Genomic DNA, 17,697 nt, shown 5'->3' on the forward strand with positions numbered 1-17,697 from the left:
CAAATATCACCTGGCACCCTCATGAGAAAAAACGATATGTACAGTCTTTAAGAGGCACCTGATATCAAGGATGATGGATTGGCGTTCAATGTATTCCATATCGTAGATGATTTTTTCTTCCGGTTTTAGTGAGTATCCGCCGTTTACCTGTGCATACCCGGTCAGCCCCGGCGTGACCAGCAGGCGGTTGGAGAAGCCTGGAATATATTTCTCAAATTCTCTGTAGAAATAGGCACGCTCCGGCCGTGGGCCAACGAAGCTCATGTCGCCTCGCAGGATGTTATAAAGCTGGGGAAGCTCGTCCAGCCGAGTGCGCCGAAGGATTTGGCCAAAGTGCGTGCATCTTGGATCCTGTTCATCCGCCCACTGTGGGCCGTTTTCCTCCGCATCAAGGCACATGGATCTGAATTTATAGATCATAAACGGCTTCCCATTGATGCCGAGCCGCTCCTGCTTAAAAATCGGAGCGCCTGGTGAGTCTATGGTGACAATCAGTGCAATGATCATCATCGGGATTGCTAAAATCAGCAGGCCCAAAAAGGAGCATACTATGTCAAAAACACGCTTCGTTAGCAGGAACAGCTTCTTCTGCCGCAGTACAGGCTTTGCTATCTGAATGATCACATCGGCAGAGCTTTTCTCTGCCAAACAGCCGGTCGCTGTTGACGCCATATATCCCACATCCCTACACTCTTAATCTCTAAGTAGCTGCACCGTCAGGCCGGTGTTGAGCCAGGTGGGATCAAAAGCTCTTCACGAACGTTAGGTACAACAAAGCTGTATATCTGTTCAAATGCCCACTGCGTGGTCGCATCATCATCCGGCATTTCGCCGCCAAGCACTCTTGCGGCAAAAGACAGCATCGTGTCAAAAACCTGATGAAGTAGCATGTTGACATTGGCTTCCGGTTTGAAAGTCTGTTCCACCGCTGCAAATAGCTCCTGAAAACATTGGAGATGCTCCTCGTATGCATAAGTGCGGCAATTCGCAGAATAGTAGTATCGAAGGTAAAAGAGGCAGTCATCCTTCCTTCCAAGAATGAACCTCCAGCTTGCTGACCACAGTTGAAACGCTCTGTCCTTCCATGGAGCATTCTGTATATGCATGCCCACGAGGTTTTGCTTGAGAAAATATGCGAAAGCGACATCTTCCATGTGGAAGGCAGCACACAGCAGCGCCTCTTTGCTCTCAAAGCAGCGATAGATATATGCCTCGCTCAGGCCAGCTTCTGTTGCGATTGCTTTCGTTGTCGTTTTGTCTAATCCATCCCTGGCCACAACACGAACTGTCCCCTCAATAAAAGCTTGCTTTGCATTCCGTTCCCTCTTCATTCGATTACCTCATTTATGGTACATGATGTTATTACTGAGTGAGTGCCCACTATGTTGTGTCCAAGAAAAAAGCAAATCATTTTTATTACTGCGAATGATTTGCTGATCCACAATCGGAATTTTCATGGAGTTTGCCACTCTGCTACAAAAGCAAAGAAAAAGCCCCGCACAGCAAGGCTTTTTCTGATTTGATATCATCTGATAACACTGATTCTTGACTGCGCAGAGATTACATCCCTGCAGCATTCAGCTTTTGCATATTGTCCCTTTTCAATTCCAGCGAAGAATGCACGTATCGGTCCAGCGTGATTGTGACAGAGGCATGGCCCAGGATTTCGGACAGCGATTTGATCTCAAAGCCGACCTCAACGGCACGTGTCGCAAATGTGTGGCGAAGTGTATGAAAATGCACCCCCTCCAGGCCACATGCCTGCGTGTACTTTTCCAATCGATACTGCAATACCCGTGGCTCCATGAATGCGTCCGTTCCGGTCAAAACATATGCGGCTGAACTTTGCGGCTTCATGTGCCTGCAAAGCCCAGCCGCGTATTCCGTCATAGGGATCGTTCGCACGGAGGTATCGCTTTTGGGTGGACCGATTACGATTCTCGTTCGAGCATTCTGTGATGCGCTGGTGTCACGCAGCCGTTGCAGCGTCTCTACAATTTTGATTGCTTTATCTCTTGTAGAAACGTATTCCCAACGCAACGCACAGAGTTCACCGATTCGGATGCCTGTACACAACGCCAGCAAGATACCAAATCTGCATGGATCCAAATCCTTTTGCAGGTAGGAAATGAAGCGCGCCTGTTCCTCTCTGGACAAAACGCGCATTTCCTTTTTTCCTATCTTCGGATAGTTGATCTCCACGGTAGGAAAGACTCCCTTGCACTTTGAAGCAGTGAACTTTAATATCCCGTGCAGCACGACCAGAATATCATGTACGGTCTTTGGTGCCAGCTCATCTTCAAACTGCAATTCTCTGATGAAATCGTCCATCAGTTCCGTAGTAAATCCCAAAGGGCAGCAATCACCAAGCTTGGGAATGATGTGCTTTTCAACTACTATGCTATACTTGATATATGTTGATTCTTTCACCTTGCTTTTCTTTGCGTGAAGCCACCCCATACAATAGGCGGAAAACAGATTTGGAGTCCTGGATGTTGGCAAGGGATTTCCGCTTGCTAACGCCGCTTTGCACTTTTCTGCTTTCTCTTTGGCCTCACGGTATGTTTTTCCATAGCAGTATCCATACTTGATTTTTCCAGATAGCTCGCGCCCTTTGCTATAGCGAGCTTCCCAGCGACCATCCCGCCGTCTGAAGATATTCTCACCCTTTGCCATTTCGTAATTCCTCCTTGTGCAGTGATCATATTGGGTGTGGATCTTATTTTAAATCCATCCAGACTGCCGGTTTGACTGCGCTAAACTTTCAAATCAAGGTATTTCTTCGACAAATATTGCCGTGCGCTGATAAAATCACACTTTTTCCTTCCATTTCGCCGCTGAGGCAATTGCATTTCAATGTGCAATATGCTATAATACAGAAGAAAAATAGGGTTTAGCTTTCCCGTGGAGTGGCAAACTCCATGAAAATGACTTGGTAATCTGTTGTAGCTCAGGAGATTTTCGCATTGCGGAAATCTCCTTTTGTTTTTCCAGCCTGCTGATTCAATAACGTCTTCCGCCGCTATCTCATCTCGCTTTATAAATCGTCGTTCTGCTCTTTTTAATTATATAATGCTCTATAAATAAGTCAATAGCTCTTTTTATAGAGCGGATAAAAAATGCCGGGCAAGATATAATTTTATCCAGAAAGGGGCGGCATTTTTATGAGCAAGGAAGGCGTTAGCTTTAAGAACAGAGACCGTTTTATCCAGCTTGGTATTGCAATTTCAACTCTGCGCAAATTACGTGGTATGTCTCAGGATCAACTGGCAGAGAAGGCTAATATGAGCCGCTCTCATCTAAGCGCCATTGAAGCGCCTAACATGATCAGAAGCTTTTCCTTGGAGACACTATTCAACCTTGCAGACGCATTAATGATCGCACCATCCGATCTTCTCAACACATCACTTTTTTCTGAGCAAATCAACGATCTTACGGATTCTGAGAAGTAACTCTACTACTGTTCTTTCTCTGTGTTAAATCTCCGATAGATTGAGTCCTTCTGGGAGGTCCATCATGAACCTCCCCTGGGTCCAGCAAATAGGCGCAGTCCTCCCTTGGCGGAGGGCTGCGCCTTTCTGCGGCCCTACTGCACGGAATACAGATTGGATGTACTGCTGCCGTTATCACGATAGCGCGGGATCTTTTGCAAATATCCGTGCTGCTCCAGATCCGTCAATGCCCGCTTGACCGTGGAACGGGACAAGCTCATGTCGGACGCAATCGTCTTGATTCCTGGCCAGCATTTGCCCTCGCTGTCTGCGCGGTCACGCAGATACATATAAACTGCCCTCGCTCTGGAGGGCAGTTCGGTGTCGGCGTAAATTGTTCCAAAGTAACTCATAGATCCTCCTCACCGTAAGTTTTCATCTGCTTGCCGCCCCTGCGCCGGGGCTTCTCTACGGCAGGCTCATGGGCAATGCCGCCGCGTCCGGAAACGGCATAGGCTCCACGCATATCTGCATTCTCCGCCTTGCTTGATTGTGGAAGATTTCGCTCCAGATCCTCACGGTTTGCATAGGCTACCGCGCGATCTGCCCGCTCCGGAACAATATAGGGCTCCTCGAAGGTGATGCCCCATTCCAGAAAAAGCCGCAGGCGGGTACGCATGGGATGCTGTCCTGTCTTTTGGACAATAAAATTTCCCTTGGGAATAGACTTCAGCTCATCTGGCGTCAGCAGCGGACGTTCCATCATCTGCAGACTTTGGCTGGGATCGTTTTTTCCACGGCTCACCGATCCGGATAGGACAGTGCGGTTTCCGAGCGCCTTGGATAGCACTTCCGCTGTCTGACTGTTTGGTGCGAAGCCACCGAAGATGGTATCCTGGCAGTTGTCCTGAATAATTTCACTCCCTTCTTTTCCGTAGTTCTTTTCAAGCTGTGCCAAAGACTGAATGATCGGCACCAACGTCAGGTGGCGGGAACGGCCCGCGGAGAACAGCGGAAGGACATCAAAGGGCGGCATGGTGCCGAACTCATCGCAAAACAGTACCACGCGGCTTTGCAGCTTTCCACCGTTTTCATCCGCCACAGCAAACAGTTCACGGCTCAGATTTTGAATCATCAAGCCCGCCATGAAGTTTTTGGTGGTGTCCTCCTCCGGAAGAATGAGAAAGATGGCAGACTTTTCAGAGGCAAATTTCTCTGCATCAATGGCGCTGTCGAAGCAGAGCACCTGCTCCAGCTCCGAGTCCAGAAACGCATTGAGGCGAGAAAGCACCGTGGACATGACAGAGGCCATGGCCTGCTCCGCACTGTTGAGTGCAGCACCTGCAAACCATCTGGCCTTGTGGTCAGGCGGTAGCTTACTCATCAGGAGCTGGAAGTGACTCTTGCCTTTTACCTTGCTGGGTTCCAGCAGATCCTGCACCAGCTTGAAGACAGAGACGATGTGCCGGCGTTCCTGTGGATGCTCCTGATCCGGCGGCAGAAACTCCGCCAACATCAGAATGACCGAAGTGAGCAATCCCTCCGCCGCATCATAGAAAAAGGCGTTCTGTCCGCGATTGCTGTCATCACCATCGGGGTTAACAATGGTTTTGGCAAGAATCTTGGCGTACTTCTCCGCCTTGGCTCGAGCCGCCAGGTTCTTGGGATCTTTTCTTGCGATATCCATGTAGCGGTTGACCAATGTCAGCAGATTGTTGCCATCTGAGCGAGTGGGATTTCGCAGGTCAATAACAGATACATTGTAGCCATAGCAGTTTTTTGCAATCGTACCGTAATTTCGGGCCAGGTCACCCTTGCTGTCCAGCGCCAGCCAACTCATGCCGGAGGCGCAGGCATATTCCAGATTGGGGTACAGGAAAAATGCGGTCTTGCCAATACCGCTGGCGCCGATCATAAGGCAGTGAATATCATCACTGTCTACCAGTGCGGTGAGCTCCTGCGGTTGCCCCTTGCAACCGAGGATCAATCCCTGCTCCGTGGGGAGATTCTGTCCTTTGCGCCACTCTCTGACCTTGAAGGGCACATGAGCATAGGTCTGCCTGATTTCCTTGTCGTTGGCCCATCGGGCTGTGCCGTGCTGCCCATCGCCCACAGTGCGGGATTTGATATTGCCAAGGGTATAGTGATGAGACATCATGGACAGCCCACCGATGACAAGGAACATTGCGGCTCCCGCTGCGATCAGTATCCAGATACTTGCGTTCAACATTTCACCTCAATTCATTCATAGCAAAGCCCTGAGCGTTTTCGTCGCTCAGGGTCAGATCGTCATTCCAGTCTTTGTTTTCTGGGATCAGGCGCTCCACGGAATAGCGCACTTCCAACTGCTCTCGCATCCGGCGGCTGGCCTGATGGCCAGCTTCATCATTATCGAGACAAAGTAGAACGGTGTCGAGCTGCGGCGTTTGCTCCAACATCTGCAATACCGGCTGAATAGATGTTCCACAGCAGGCTACATAGCTGTGCCGCTGCCAGTTCTCCGGATAAAGGGTGATGAAGGACAGCATATCGATGGGTGCTTCAAACACATACAGACTTCTGTCTGTGCCGACATAATGGAAGCTGTATCGTGGATCACTGCCCTCGACGTTCAAGCGGAAGGCTTTTCCGTAGCTGTTGGCGCTGCGCTTGTGGGCATGGCGAGGGACACCTTCCACATCTGTGCCAACAAACACGACGTTGTGATATTCGGCATCCTCATACAGAAGCCCAGCCTTGGCAAAGTGCGCCACCACATCTCTTGCGATGCTGCGATGTTTGATGAGATACGCAAACACTCTGCGCATATCTTTGTTGGCGGGCGGCAGTGCAAATGGTTTCACAGGTTCCTCTGTGCGTTCCCCGGCAGAGGGATACGCTGTTCCCAGTTCACCGCCCAGCAGCATTGTCACTGCGTCCGGGTAGCTAAGGCCGTAGAACCGCTGCACAAAGCTGACGGCATGTCCGCCTCGCTCCTCCGCATGGTCATACCATTCGTTGCCTCGGACGGTCACGCTGTGGTCACTGGCAAGACGTTTTTCTCTGCCGGAGGAAAGCAGCTTTTCACCACGGCAGCGCAGGAACTCCTCCAGATCCACTGCGGCGGCGCGCTGTTTCTGTTCTTCGGTGAAATGAATATAGCTTGACATGGAGTCCTCCTTTTTTACATACTCTGCTGATACTGCGTCTGCTCCTCATGGTCGTCCGCCTTGTGACCCATAGCCATACGTTTCTCCATAAGCCGTCTGCGGCGTTTGGAGTCGATGCGAATCCCCGCCGGGTTGCCTGGCGGAACGGAATTGCTTTGAAATATCCTGCTCATATGGTGGAGCAGCTTGGTTGCTGCCAGCATAACAGACGGATCCCGGAACTGGTCAAAGCGGTCGAGGAAAAAACATGCATACTCATTACCCTGTGCCGCAGCTCGGATCAGCCATTCTCTGGCCTGCTTATGATCTGGAGGGACATCCCGCCCCAAGAGATACAGCTTGCCCAAGGTGTACTGCGCAAATTGATTTCCCTGATCAGCGGAGGCTGTCAGGTACGCAAGAGCCTTTTCCACATCCTTCGGCACGGCCTCACCGGTGAGATAAAACTTTCCGAGCCGATACCGTGCAAACTGATTGCCCTGTTCTGCGGCCTTTCCCAGCCATCCCAGCGCTTCTACTGTACGCTTCTGCGTGAGGAGCAACTTCCCGAGGGCGTATTCCGAGAAATCATTACCGGCTTCTGCCGAGCACCGAAACCATTGCTCTGCTTTTTCGTAGTCACGCAAGGTAGAGAGATCATCCCGATAGAACTTACCAAGCTGATGTGCTGCAACGGTATATCCCTCCTCCCAGAGCTGCTCCAGCGCTTTGACCGCTTCTGTGTGTTCCGCATCCAGCGCATAGATGTCCTGCAGAACAGCCTTTGCGGCGCGATAGCGCTGCGCCTGCTCGTACACACTGTAGGACTGATGCTCCTCCTTCTGACTTTCCGGCTCCGGCTCATCCTGCATCCTTTCATCCTCAAAGGTTGGGAGGCCGAGACGAATGTTCTCGGCCTCCCGGATGATGTCGTTCTTGATTTTGCGAAACTCCTTGCGTTGGGATAACGGGAGTCGTTCCCACGGGGTACTGTGACCGTAGCACTCGTTCAGTTCCTCGTGGATCTGATTCCATACCTTATAGCACTCAGAAACTTCCGGCAACTCCGCCAGTGCATCCACGATGGTATCGACGAGCTGCTTCAGCGGCTTCTTGAGATAGCCGTACTGTTTCTTTCCGGTAGTCGTTTCCAGTGCCTGCACAAGCTGACGCATGTTGTCCGCGATGATCGGGCTGTCGCAGATCTGGTGCTGCATCCGGCTGATCATTTCCCGCATGGCATTCTGCGCTGCCTCCACCAAGTCTGAGTAGGCCACATCCTTGCGCTCATAGATTTGCTGCATCTCATCCCGGAAGATGGCATCGGTCAGCTTGGATCGCATGGCCGCGATTCCATCCTTAGTCAGGAAGCCTTCCTTCGGATCATCCGACCAGACCATCATGTGAATGTGAGGGTGATGCCCTTCGTCATGGAAGGCGGCATACCAGTGGAAGTTATCGAGCGATATTTTCATTGACTTTGCCAGCGTCGGTGCGTTCTCCATGAGGAGCGCGCGCCACGCATCGGCGTTGTCGTATTCCAAACGATCAGCATCCTCACGACGCAGAGAGTAGATGATGGTCCACACATTTCCCTCATGCGCTTCCAGCTCTGATATTGCCGAGGCGAGATCTACGGCAGTGGCAGAACTGAACAGGCCATGAGTACCTCGCTTCTGCACACGGGGACGGGTAGCAATGTACTGCATGTATCCGCTCTCCGAGTCTATTTCGTGAAGGTTAGCATCCAGTGCCATACTGATAAATGCGGAAGCCGTACCAAGCGTCGGCGTTTTGCAGTAGTCCTCGTACTCAAACAGATCCACCGCATCCGGAAAGTCCGTGAGCAGTTTCTGAATAAGCTCACGCTGACCTTTTGTGACCGCACCGTTTCCGGCCAACCTCTCCACTCCTTCACGGGTAGCAATGTAGCGCATGTACCCGCCCGCTTTCCCAGATTTGATATAGCCGCTCTTCTGTACGAGCTTCGCCATCGCTTACACCGATTTCTGAAAGTCCATTGCATCCTTGAAGGATATACGGCCATTGGTCCGCTTCATATCACGGATGGCCTTGCCGCGCAGTCGCTCATATGCTCCTTCATCAATGTCGGTATCATAGGCGATGATCTGCGCCATCAGGTTGATGTCCACGCCCTGCTTGAAAAGCAGAGAACTGATGCGGCCTGCGAAACCGTCCAGCGTTCCGGTCAGCGTTGCGGAGAGTACTTCAGGCAGAAATGCACTGGCGTTCTTCGTGTTCAAGTAGCCGACATAGAACTTGAGCGCGTTCATCACAAACTCGCTTCGGCTGCTGCAGTTATCCTGCTTCAGGTGTGCATCGATCTCTCTGTCCATATCCTCAGTGATCCAGAAAGCCTTTTTGATCTTGTCGTTGTGTTCCATTGATAAATTCCTCCTTATTTCTGTGTTGTCCCCGCTGGAACCCCTTGTCACACGGGGATTTTCCGGTTTATAGGGTCCAAGCCGCCCCGCAAGGCACTATTTTGTCCCCAGCCTAAAAAGCCGAAAACTGCCCGCACTGCGGGCAGAAGTGGTTCGAGCCGGGGTGCTTTGTCCCCGGCTCTTTCTCCTGCTTTTCTTTCGTCAGATGCCGATATCCCCACAAAGCGGTTCAAAGCCCACCCAAATCCCCACGGTGGGATACTCGCTCGGGCTACCTGTAAAAAGCGCACACAGCGGCCCACAGGGGCGGACACGGCGGTTACATCTGCATCTCAGGAGCCTGCGTTTCACTGTCCCGAAGCTGTCGGGCGTACTCGTGCAGGCTCATGCCGGTCTGCTGCTGGCAGAACGCCTCCATCTTGCAGAGCAGGACTTCCTGTTCGGCTGCGTTGAGAGGGTAACTCCAGTCTTCTTCCGAACCGTCTCCCTTGCAGAGGTTCAGATCCAGTGTGTTGCACAGACGATCCTGCTCCACGTCATAGTTAGCGTAGATGTTGAGCCAGTCATCGTTCTGATCGGTGCAGACAAATGTACCGAAGGCAGCATCCACATCGAAGTCCGCCTGCAGATAAAAGTTGAGCTTTCCGTCCGATTCGATAATCTCCTCACCGAAAGAAAAATTCTGCGCAGAGAGATGCCCTGCCGAGGTGATCTCTTTGCCATTCAGATGATTCAGCAGTTTGCGCCACTGCTCATCTGCCGAAGCAAAGTACGACCTCGTTGCATGGTATGCCGCCACGGACACATCCCGCATCGCCCAAGTCTGCCAGCCATCCATAATGTGAACAGCGGAGAACTCACGCTTGTCGAAGTTCACATCGAACACACCGCGTACCTTTCCGGTGTTCTCCATGCGTACAGCGGTCAGCGCATTGTATTCCTCCGCGGCGATGGGACGACCGCCTGCAAACATTTTGATAAACAAATCCGGCACAGCAGCTTTCTCGCTGGTGATGTAACTGCGCAGCTTTTTCCCGACCGTCAACAGCTCCTCACCGGGCGAGGTTTTGAAGTACCATTCTTGACCACGCTCCGTCACATGGTAGGCCGCATAAGTGCGGGCTGCTTCCTCCTCTGCGCGCTGTGCGGCAGCTTCCGATTGGATTGCACGGCTGATGCGCTCATACTCCCGTTCCGGAAGCTGATTGCAAAGCTCATCCAGCACATTCTCCAGATGCTCCTGCAAAGTTTCATCATTGAGATGTTTCTCAATGGCCCTTTTCCATCGCTGGTCGATCCACAGAACGATTTCTTCTTGCTGTGACATATCAGTTGCCCTCCTTCACCACGGCTGCCATGGCCTTCGGCTCACTATTCGGCGTTTTGGGTGCGGCAGATTTGGCAGTGCGCTTGGGCTTGGGAGCAGGGACAGCCTTGCTGTCCAGATACTCCCGCACAGCTTCCGGCACCGTCTGCTCATAGAGCTGCTTGAGCGCATCGTCCATGCGGGCCTGCACGGAGGAGTGTTCCTTGCGGAGCGAGAACTCCAGCGCGTCCAGCTTGTCATCGTCAAAGGTGAGAGTGATATTTACTTTTTTCATGTTGTACCTCCTCAGTCATAATTGATATACGGAATTTTCAGCCAGTGCGTCCAACCACGGTTCGCCAGTTCCGTTTTCACCACACCGTACTTGGTACCCATAGCCTCGATGACCTGACCGCCGCCAATGTAAACGCCGATGTGCCCGTCATGCCAAACGGCAAGGCCGGGAATATCCGGCATGGTATCGATGGTGCCGGACTCTGTGGCGCTGTAGTACATCTGATTGGCACCAATATCCGGCATTCCATGGCTGCCATAGTCAATGGTCATCGTTTCCGGGGACAGCCAACCGTACCCCTTGATGAGTCCCACGCAGTCGGTGGTCCTGCCGCCCAGCCAGTTGGCACGGATAAAATCTTCGTAGCTGCCGACACCGTCAGGGTACTGTTCCAGCTTGTAGGCAAAGAGCGATTCGGTCAGCACATCGCCGTAGGTTCCCCAGACATAGCCCCAGCCGGATTCCCATGCGTGGATAGCGTAGGTCACAAGGTCAGCGGCGTTTTTACTGTTGGGATCGGTAAAAGCTGAGACGTCCAAGTCGATACTGCTTCCATCTCCGCGAAGGAACTCACCGTTGTAATTCCCGCCGCCCGCAGCGCCGGCGATCATGGAATAGATGTGGTTGATATTGCTCTTGTCGTCCTCTGTGATCGTCCTGCCAAGCTCTGCTTCCAGATTGGCATACGCTTGATACAGTGAGACCGGAACAGCGACGGTGTATTCTTCTACCGTGCTGGTAACCGTGCCATCGCCGTTCTCGACATCGACCGTGCGGGTACGGGTTTCCCAAGTGTAGAAGCATTCTACGAAGCGGCTTGCCGCCCGTGCGGACGGCGCATCCTCGCCAAAGCAGAGGGCATAAAAAACGGCCTTGATCCGAATCGGGTCAAGGCCGTTTCCGCTTTCCGTTTGCCCATTGACGGAAGCCATTGCCGAATCCAGAAGAGAAAAAGCGGTACGCATCTCCTCAATATGATACCGGAATTCTGCGGGTACTTCTGTTGAGTAACTCACGCCATAGAAGGCTGCAGCTACCGCCTGGTTGTTGTGATCCGCACCTCCGGAGCCAATAGAACACAGAAGTGCGATGAGTACAATGACTGGCGAGAGAATTGCGACCAGCGTCCATCCCACGCCTTTGCGCAGCTTTTCGTTAGAGAGCACCGTCGCCGCGGCTTTTGCGATCATGCCTGCAGATACTGCCATCAGCGACCACCCGCCGTTCCAAACAGCTTTTCCTTATATGCCGGAGCGTGTACCTCCAACAGGTAGCGCTCGTTGCCGCACTTGTACAGACAGGCACCGCGCTGGGGAAACTTGATGAGGTTATACTCCGCCTCATCCAACTGGAGCATTTCCATGTAGCTGCGTTTATCAATGGAGCCCGCGTTGAACAGGAACTGGTGGGGCGGGATGGAAAACAGCGGTTTTGTCATCTCGCGGATGCCTTCCTGATCAAAGTCCTCCAGATTCTGCGAGGCCAGCAGCATGGCGGATTCCTTTTTACGCACGCGCTTGAGACAGTTGCGGATGTACTCAATGGCCGTGGGATTGGACAGCCAGATATACAGCTCGTCCAGTGCTGCTACGGTATTGCCGACCGTCAAAAGCTTATCCGACATGAAGGACAGCACATTGAACAACATCGCGTTGCGGACATTTTTAGCGGCACTCAGCATTCCCTTGACGCCGAAAACGAGGAAGCGGCTGGAGGTGATGTTGGTGTGCCCATTGAAGAACTGTGCGTCCGCACCCTTACACATGGAGTGCAGCCCCAGCAGGACTTCCTGCAGGAGCTTTTCCGTATAGAGTAGATGAGCGTTAGGATCGTAGCGCTTGAATTCTTCTTCAATCAGGTCATAGAGGTCAGAGAGGATCGGATAGTCTTCCGGTCGCATGCGGCGGAAGTTGCTTCGCTCCGTGATTCCCCATTTCGCATAGAGCTTGGACACCATAATCTCAATGGTGTCGATGTGGGCATCGCTGAAATCCTTATAGGCTCGGAAGAAGTCCTTGAGAAAGGAAACATGCTGTGCCAGCAAAGTGCTTTTGCGGAAGGCTTCCGGCGCTGCCGTATCGTCCGGGTCACCGCCATCATCCCAGCATTTCGGCTCCAGTACATTGATGATGTACTTTCCCGCCATGAGGTCGGCAAAGCAGCCGCCCACGGCCTCGCACATTTCCTGCTGCTCATGCTCGGCATCCAGCGTGATAACGGACTTTCCGGACTCCAGCAGATTGAGGATTAGGAGCTTCATCAGATAAGATTTGCCCTGGCCGGAGTTGCCGAGAATGAGGATGTTGGCGGAGGTCTTGTCCTCATCGCGCTGGTCGAAGTCCACGAGGATGTTGCTGCCGTACTTGTCCCGCCCGACATAGAAGCCCTTTGCGTCCGTTTTGCCGGAATAGTTGAAGGGATACAAATTCGCCACACTGGATGCCGGGAGGACACGCTCGAACTGCTGACCGAAGGCGTTGTATCCCACAGGGCTTGCGCAGCAGAAGCCCTGCTGCTGACGGAGCAGAAGCCTGTCCACATTGAGTTTGCTCCGCACCAGTTCCGTCAGCACATCGGTCTGGAGCAGCTTGAGTGTGTTATAGTCCGAAGCGGTCAGCTCGATATAGACAGCGCAGTGGAGCAGCGGCTCTCGGTTGCGGTGCATGGAAGCTACCAATGATGCCACGTCCTGCAGATTGCTTTCCGCCGTAATCGTCTGCTGCAGGTCGTTGGTGTTGGAGCTGCCCATGCGGTTTTTGTTGGCAGCATTCTGGATGATGCGCTTTTCCTCGGCAGGTGTTACCTGTCGGGTGTAGATACGCAGCGTGATCCCATCCTTTTCGCCCAGATGTCGGAGAATAGCCTGCTCATCGGTCTGCGTGGGATATTCCCGCAGCGCCCACACGCAGCGGAAGGTGTTGCCGCAGATGAAGTGATCGGGTTCGAACTTGACCACGGAAGGTGCGATCATATCCAGGAAGGATTTGATGCTTGCAGTCTCCCGGCTCTGCGGCGCTGCTTTTTTCGTTTTCTTTGCCAAATGAGTCCCTCCTTTACTCACCGACAATGACCCAGCGGTCACCGTCGAAGTCCTCAAACTTTTCCGTCGTCACGTTCTGCTCAAAGTAAACACCCAGCATCTTTTTGAGATCCTGCTCGGTGGCTCGGCGGGTCGTGAAGCCGTTATCGTTGATATTCTGCTCGATGCGGGAAAGGTAGGAGAACACATCGGACTCCTGTTCACCACGCAGCCGGATGATAATATAAAACTCACGGCTGGACGCCATGAGCACCTGAATACGGTCCAGGTGCTTGCTGTCTTGCTCCAGCAACCTGCGGACTGCGGGCAGTTCCTCCTGGCTCAGCCGCTCCCGGTAAAAGTCCTTATTGCGCTCGAAGGATTCTTTGGAATTGAGCGCCAGCATCTCGATTTCCGCCTGTCCTTTTACGACATTCAGCAGCGCATAGATGCGGGCACTGATGCTGGAATCCGGCAGGACGGAGATGTTAGTGGGCTTGATGATGAAGAACACGAGATTGCCCATACGGGTGGCAATGCAGTAGTCCTTGATCTCCTCAATGCCCATGAGCTGCCGTGTGGAGCGGGCGGCTTTGTCCTTTTTCTGCTTTTTACTCACGACTCCAACCTCCAATCATAGAATTGCTGCTTTGTAATCAGGAACGCGGCGGCATATTTGAGGAAATCCAATATGCTGGTTCCGTCGAATCGAATGCTGAGGAAAGCGTAAACAGCCGTCAGCACCAGTGGCAGGGCGATGCCTGTCTGGGTCAGCGCCAGAACAGAGATAAGAAGCCCCACGCCGATGATGCTGATGTCCCGCAGCTCCCACAGCCACAGCATGGCCTTTGCGGTCAAATTATCAGGGTAAATATAAATTGCTCTCACCTCCGGAGAATAGAGATGGCCGCAGGTTTCCCTGCGACCATCCAGTGATTTGATTATTCTTCTGCGTTGTCCAGCGCCTGCTGGATCAGCTGTGTGATGAAGTCCTTCTGCTTCAGGTGATTCTTTTCCAGATACTCTTTCAGTCGGTCGAAGAGTTCTGCGGAGATTTTCACCGCAAGGGTGCGTTCTGTCTGCATATCGTTTCCTCCTTCAAAGTGTTCTGCGAAGATGCGCTCCACATATTCCGCCAGTGTACCCAGCTTCATTTCCTCTTTCTCTGCCATGATCCTTGCGTGAAGCTCTGCCGGAATCATGGCGCAGAGGTTCTTTTTGCCCTCCATCGTTCTGCTCCTTTCCTTGATTTTGCAAGCAAAGCATACCGGAAGAAGTCATGGAAAGCTATTCACCAAACTCAACGAAGAAGCTATGCGAAACGGAAGCAAAACCACCAAGGCAGCTATACTTCCCAAAGGGCTGCGGCGATCCGCCCCATAATGAACTCCACACAGGGTATCGCCACACTGTTGCCCAGCGCTTTATATCGGGCAGAGTCCGATGCACCGGGGATATCTGTCCATCCGTCCGGAAAGCCCTGCAGACGTTCACACTCCAACGGAGTCAGGCGGCGAATGAGATAGGCATAGGCTTCTGCCTTTTGGCAAACGAGATCGGTGGCGTCCTTATGCTGGCGGGCGCTCTGCGTGCTGACTACGCCGTTCTCACGAAAATCATCTACACGCTGGCGGCTGTAGACCGCATGATGATCGGTGGCCGTCAGTGTATATGCGATGTCCCGCTGATACCCGATCCCGTTGCCGCCGTTCTGCGGCTGCCGGTCGATGGCGTTTCCCGTGATGCAGAAGGTTTCTTCCTGTTCTACGAGCGGCACGTTGTTGCCGCCTGTTCCGTATCTTGCGGACATGGTAGGCGCCACCTGATGAGGGCCAGTGTAGCGGGCATCAATACCGTGGTTTTCGTAGACGAGCGGCTGGTGTCCATGCTCCTGCGCCCGGAGCGTACCGGACACATTCTCAGAGCACTCCATCACGCTTCCACCCTGGTCATTCAGGCACAGGACGGACGGCATACAGTTTCCGCTGGCAGAGCCCTTCAGCGTAGGAGCCAGTTCCTCGCCGTACCCAATACTTCCAGCAGAGGCACCGGCTCCTGCCGAGAATGCGGCCGCCACGAAGGTCTGCTGTTTCATTCCCGGCTGCGCATTCAGAGCGCCCGCAACATCATGTAAATCACGAACCTCGTCCCTTTGGTTGGCAGCAAAGGCCATGACACCGTTTCTGCCGGTAGACATTCCGCAGTTGACTCTGAGCGTGGCAGCGACATCACCGGTCAGGTCACCATTATAGCCGTCAAACCCCTCGACGGTATCATCTGGCTGCGTCACGAAGGTCTGCATCTGCATATTGGTGGTTGCCATCAAGGCACCGGACACACCGTGCAGGTCGATACCCTCGTCCCGCTGATTGATATGGAAGGCATTCAAATCCGTAGGTTGCCCGTCCGGGCACATCAACCCAGCTTGGATATTCAAAGCCCGTTCCAGCTTCGGCGGCAGTGCTTTCCCACGTTCAGAAGCTCGGCGTAGGATCCCCAAACATGCCTTCGGGGATAAATAGTATTTTATCGGCGGTGCGTCCTGCAAAATCTGCGACAAGGAAGATCCTCTTGCGTCGTTGGGCGACACCCCAGTATTGAGCATCCAGGCACCGCCAAGCCAGGGAGAAATCAGTTCCCAGTAGAATTCGCCCAGCAGATTGCCATGGCCAGGGGTAAGGTCCAGGGACATAAACGGAACCGCACTTAACTCGGACGATCTCTTCGAGGACGATACGGAAGTCCTCGCCTTTGGGAGTCCCGCTGGAGAAGGCTCCTGGAACATTTTCCCACAGCATATACCGAGGTCGGACAGCGTGACCTGCTCGGCCTCTTTGTTCGTCTGCATTTCTCATCTCCTTTACCAGTCGAACCTGCTCCATAAACAAACCGGAGCGGGCGCCGGATAATCCGGCTCTCGCTCCAGCCACGGATAAATCCTGGCACGGGCTGCCGCCGCAGATGATATCTACAGGCGGCAGTTCTGCGCCGTTGAGCTTTGTGATGTCACCCACATGGATCATGCTTGGGAAGCGCTGCTTCGTGACCTCAATGGGAAAGGCTTCAATCTCCGAAGCCCACACCGGCGTAATGCCGCTGCGAAGGGCAGCCAGAGGAAAACCACCGATGCCGTCAAACAGGCTTCCCATAGTGAGCCCGCTCATTTTGACACCGCCTGCACGATCGTGCGCGTGGTGTTTACAGCGGCCTGCGCCGTATATACCGCGCTCATAATGTTGGCTCTTGTTGTCGTATCCAGGCCAAACGCTCCGGCAATGCGGGGAATCTCGCCGGCAGAGAGCATCAGCCCCAGTCCCAGCAGTGCGTGATCCTTAAACACTATGAGTCCGGCGATGAGGATAGTCGCCTGTAAAAATGCGGTCAGGCACAGACCGATAATTTGTTTGCACCACTGGATGAAGCCATCCGTATAGCCACGGGGCACAGAGAACATATATAGACTTCCCACGGCAATCTGGATTAGCAGAATACCTCCGCGCTTGAGATTGGCGAAGAAGACCTTGATGATCGCATACGCCATAAGGATGATGCAGAACAGGATCATGATCCCGCTGGTGATACTGCCAAAGCCGAGAAACGGGCCGGATGCCAAATCGGTCAGCGATTCCACGGCGCTGAACTCCTGCATGATATCACTTGCCACATCTCCGATGGATGCACCGTAGCCGGTGATCCCTGCGGTGAGTTGCCCCTGCAGCGTTACCGAAAGCTCATAGAGCCGGACCGGGACGACAGTAAACAGGCTCACGGCCATAAAGCCCTTGATGGCATTGAGCGCGGTTTCGCGGATGTTGCCCCGCCCGCTGGAATACTCGATGCCGCATTCAAAGCAGGCCACGACCAGCCCGGTTCCGTACAACGCCCAAGCGAGATAGGAGAAGAACAGTACGATGCTCTGCACCCAGGACATTTCGAAGAGTTCGACACCCATGTTTCCCATCTCTGCGAAGAAGTTGCCGAGAAAGCCCACGACCTGACCGTAGAACCAATCCACGATCTGGCCGAGGATCTTATCGGCAACAAAATCCCAAATAAACATTGATCGGTTTCACCTCCTCCGGGTGAGGCCGTACCAACTGCTTGGGATATGGC

At 53.1% G+C, this 17,697-nt stretch carries 17 protein-coding genes and 1 pseudogene; 1 reads left to right on the forward strand and 17 read right to left on the reverse strand.

Annotated features, from left to right (window positions below; genetic code table 11):
- Window positions 1-6: 6 nt before the first annotated feature.
- The 3 genes from LKD37_RS05895 to LKD37_RS05905 form a co-directional block, all read right to left on the reverse strand.
- Complete coding sequence (locus tag LKD37_RS05895) at window positions 7-648, reverse strand: sugar transferase (protein ID WP_302928347.1); 642 nt, start codon at window positions 646-648, stop codon at window positions 7-9.
- A gap of 68 nt (window positions 649-716) precedes the next feature.
- On the reverse strand, window positions 717-1,331 hold the full coding sequence (locus LKD37_RS05900) for a TetR/AcrR family transcriptional regulator (protein ID WP_302928348.1): 615 nt from the start codon (window positions 1,329-1,331) through the stop codon (window positions 717-719).
- Window positions 1,332-1,560: 229 nt separating this feature from the next.
- On the reverse strand, window positions 1,561-2,676 hold the full coding sequence (locus LKD37_RS05905) for a tyrosine-type recombinase/integrase (protein WP_302928349.1): 1,116 nt from the start codon (window positions 2,674-2,676) through the stop codon (window positions 1,561-1,563).
- 488 nt (window positions 2,677-3,164) lie between these two features.
- On the opposite strand from LKD37_RS05905, the gene LKD37_RS05910 reads away from it, so the two are divergent.
- Complete coding sequence (locus LKD37_RS05910; protein WP_302928350.1) at window positions 3,165-3,452, forward strand: helix-turn-helix domain-containing protein; 288 nt, start codon at window positions 3,165-3,167, stop codon at window positions 3,450-3,452.
- 134 nt (window positions 3,453-3,586) lie between these two features.
- Here the strand turns inward: LKD37_RS05910 and LKD37_RS05915 are convergent, their stop codons facing one another.
- From LKD37_RS05915 to LKD37_RS05985, 14 genes and pseudogenes are all read right to left on the reverse strand, one after another.
- The gene (locus tag LKD37_RS05915; protein ID WP_302928351.1) at window positions 3,587-3,844 is read right to left on the reverse strand and encodes a helix-turn-helix domain-containing protein; all 258 of its coding nucleotides are present in this window, start codon (window positions 3,842-3,844) and stop codon (window positions 3,587-3,589) included.
- The gene (locus LKD37_RS05920; protein WP_302928352.1) at window positions 3,841-5,661 is read right to left on the reverse strand and encodes a type IV secretory system conjugative DNA transfer family protein; all 1,821 of its coding nucleotides are present in this window, start codon (window positions 5,659-5,661) and stop codon (window positions 3,841-3,843) included. The genes LKD37_RS05915 and LKD37_RS05920 overlap by 4 nt, the downstream gene beginning before the upstream one ends.
- A gap of 1 nt (window position 5,662) precedes the next feature.
- Window positions 5,663-6,580 carry a DUF3991 and toprim domain-containing protein gene (locus LKD37_RS05925; RefSeq protein WP_302928353.1) on the reverse strand — a complete coding sequence of 306 codons (918 nt, stop codon included), beginning with the start codon at window positions 6,578-6,580 and terminating at the stop codon, window positions 5,663-5,665.
- A 14-nt stretch (window positions 6,581-6,594) separates the two neighbouring features.
- Complete coding sequence (mobP3, locus tag LKD37_RS05930) at window positions 6,595-8,553, reverse strand: MobP3 family relaxase (RefSeq protein WP_302928354.1); 1,959 nt, start codon at window positions 8,551-8,553, stop codon at window positions 6,595-6,597.
- A 3-nt stretch (window positions 8,554-8,556) separates the two neighbouring features.
- The gene (locus LKD37_RS05935) at window positions 8,557-8,964 is read right to left on the reverse strand and encodes a hypothetical protein (protein WP_302928355.1); all 408 of its coding nucleotides are present in this window, start codon (window positions 8,962-8,964) and stop codon (window positions 8,557-8,559) included.
- A 319-nt stretch (window positions 8,965-9,283) separates the two neighbouring features.
- A complete protein-coding gene (locus LKD37_RS05940) occupies window positions 9,284-10,291 on the reverse strand; it encodes a hypothetical protein (protein WP_302928356.1) in 1,008 nt (335 codons plus the stop codon).
- A 1-nt stretch (window position 10,292) separates the two neighbouring features.
- A complete protein-coding gene (locus tag LKD37_RS05945; RefSeq protein WP_278905181.1) occupies window positions 10,293-10,565 on the reverse strand; it encodes a DUF6103 family protein in 273 nt (90 codons plus the stop codon).
- Window positions 10,566-10,576: 11 nt separating this feature from the next.
- On the reverse strand, window positions 10,577-11,773 hold the full coding sequence (locus LKD37_RS05950; RefSeq protein ID WP_302928357.1) for a hypothetical protein: 1,197 nt from the start codon (window positions 11,771-11,773) through the stop codon (window positions 10,577-10,579).
- Window positions 11,773-13,536 carry a VirB4 family type IV secretion system protein gene (locus LKD37_RS05955; RefSeq protein ID WP_302928380.1) on the reverse strand — a complete coding sequence of 588 codons (1,764 nt, stop codon included), beginning with the start codon at window positions 13,534-13,536 and terminating at the stop codon, window positions 11,773-11,775. Before LKD37_RS05955 ends, LKD37_RS05950 begins: the two co-directional genes overlap by 1 nt.
- 82 nt (window positions 13,537-13,618) lie before the next feature.
- Entirely contained in the window at window positions 13,619-14,203 is a 585-nt protein-coding gene (locus tag LKD37_RS05960; RefSeq protein WP_302928358.1) for a hypothetical protein, read from the reverse strand.
- On the reverse strand, window positions 14,200-14,463 hold the full coding sequence (locus tag LKD37_RS05965) for a hypothetical protein (protein ID WP_302928381.1): 264 nt from the start codon (window positions 14,461-14,463) through the stop codon (window positions 14,200-14,202). Before LKD37_RS05965 ends, LKD37_RS05960 begins: the two co-directional genes overlap by 4 nt.
- 62 nt (window positions 14,464-14,525) lie before the next feature.
- Complete coding sequence (locus LKD37_RS05970) at window positions 14,526-14,813, reverse strand: 4-oxalocrotonate tautomerase (RefSeq protein WP_302928359.1); 288 nt, start codon at window positions 14,811-14,813, stop codon at window positions 14,526-14,528.
- Window positions 14,814-14,929: 116 nt separating this feature from the next.
- Window positions 14,930-16,748 (reverse strand): annotated as a pseudogene (locus tag LKD37_RS05975) (DNA cytosine methyltransferase).
- On the reverse strand, window positions 16,745-17,644 hold the full coding sequence (locus tag LKD37_RS05985) for a conjugal transfer protein TrbL family protein (protein WP_302928362.1): 900 nt from the start codon (window positions 17,642-17,644) through the stop codon (window positions 16,745-16,747). Before LKD37_RS05985 ends, LKD37_RS05975 begins: the two are co-directional and overlap by 4 nt.
- Window positions 17,645-17,697 lie beyond the last annotated feature (53 nt).

This window comes from Brotocaccenecus cirricatena (assembly GCF_020687045.1).
Taxonomy (GTDB): Bacteria; Bacillota; Clostridia; order Oscillospirales; family Oscillospiraceae; genus Vescimonas; species Vescimonas cirricatena.

Bases quoted from the DNA above. Each gene is read 5' to 3' on its own strand.
- LKD37_RS05900 (WP_302928348.1), bottom strand. From the start codon at position 1,331: ATGAAGAGGGAACGGAATGCAAAGCAAGCTTTTATTGAGGGGACAGTT.
- LKD37_RS05905 (WP_302928349.1), bottom strand. From the start codon at position 2,676: ATGGCAAAGGGTGAGAATATCTTCAGACGGCGGGATGGTCGCTGGGAA.
- LKD37_RS05910 (WP_302928350.1), top strand. From the start codon at position 3,165: ATGAGCAAGGAAGGCGTTAGCTTTAAGAACAGAGACCGTTTTATCCAG.
- LKD37_RS05915 (WP_302928351.1), bottom strand. From the start codon at position 3,844: ATGAGTTACTTTGGAACAATTTACGCCGACACCGAACTGCCCTCCAGA.
- LKD37_RS05920 (WP_302928352.1), bottom strand. From the start codon at position 5,661: ATGTTGAACGCAAGTATCTGGATACTGATCGCAGCGGGAGCCGCAATG.
- LKD37_RS05925 (WP_302928353.1), bottom strand. From the start codon at position 6,580: ATGTCAAGCTATATTCATTTCACCGAAGAACAGAAACAGCGCGCCGCC.
- mobP3 (WP_302928354.1), bottom strand. From the start codon at position 8,553: ATGGCGAAGCTCGTACAGAAGAGCGGCTATATCAAATCTGGGAAAGCG.
- LKD37_RS05935 (WP_302928355.1), bottom strand. From the start codon at position 8,964: ATGGAACACAACGACAAGATCAAAAAGGCTTTCTGGATCACTGAGGAT.
- LKD37_RS05940 (WP_302928356.1), bottom strand. From the start codon at position 10,291: ATGTCACAGCAAGAAGAAATCGTTCTGTGGATCGACCAGCGATGGAAA.
- LKD37_RS05945 (WP_278905181.1), bottom strand. From the start codon at position 10,565: ATGAAAAAAGTAAATATCACTCTCACCTTTGACGATGACAAGCTGGAC.
- LKD37_RS05950 (WP_302928357.1), bottom strand. From the start codon at position 11,773: ATGGCAGTATCTGCAGGCATGATCGCAAAAGCCGCGGCGACGGTGCTC.
- LKD37_RS05955 (WP_302928380.1), bottom strand. From the start codon at position 13,536: ATGATCGCACCTTCCGTGGTCAAGTTCGAACCCGATCACTTCATCTGC.
- LKD37_RS05970 (WP_302928359.1), bottom strand. From the start codon at position 14,813: ATGGAGGGCAAAAAGAACCTCTGCGCCATGATTCCGGCAGAGCTTCAC.
- LKD37_RS05985 (WP_302928362.1), bottom strand. From the start codon at position 17,644: ATGTTTATTTGGGATTTTGTTGCCGATAAGATCCTCGGCCAGATCGTG.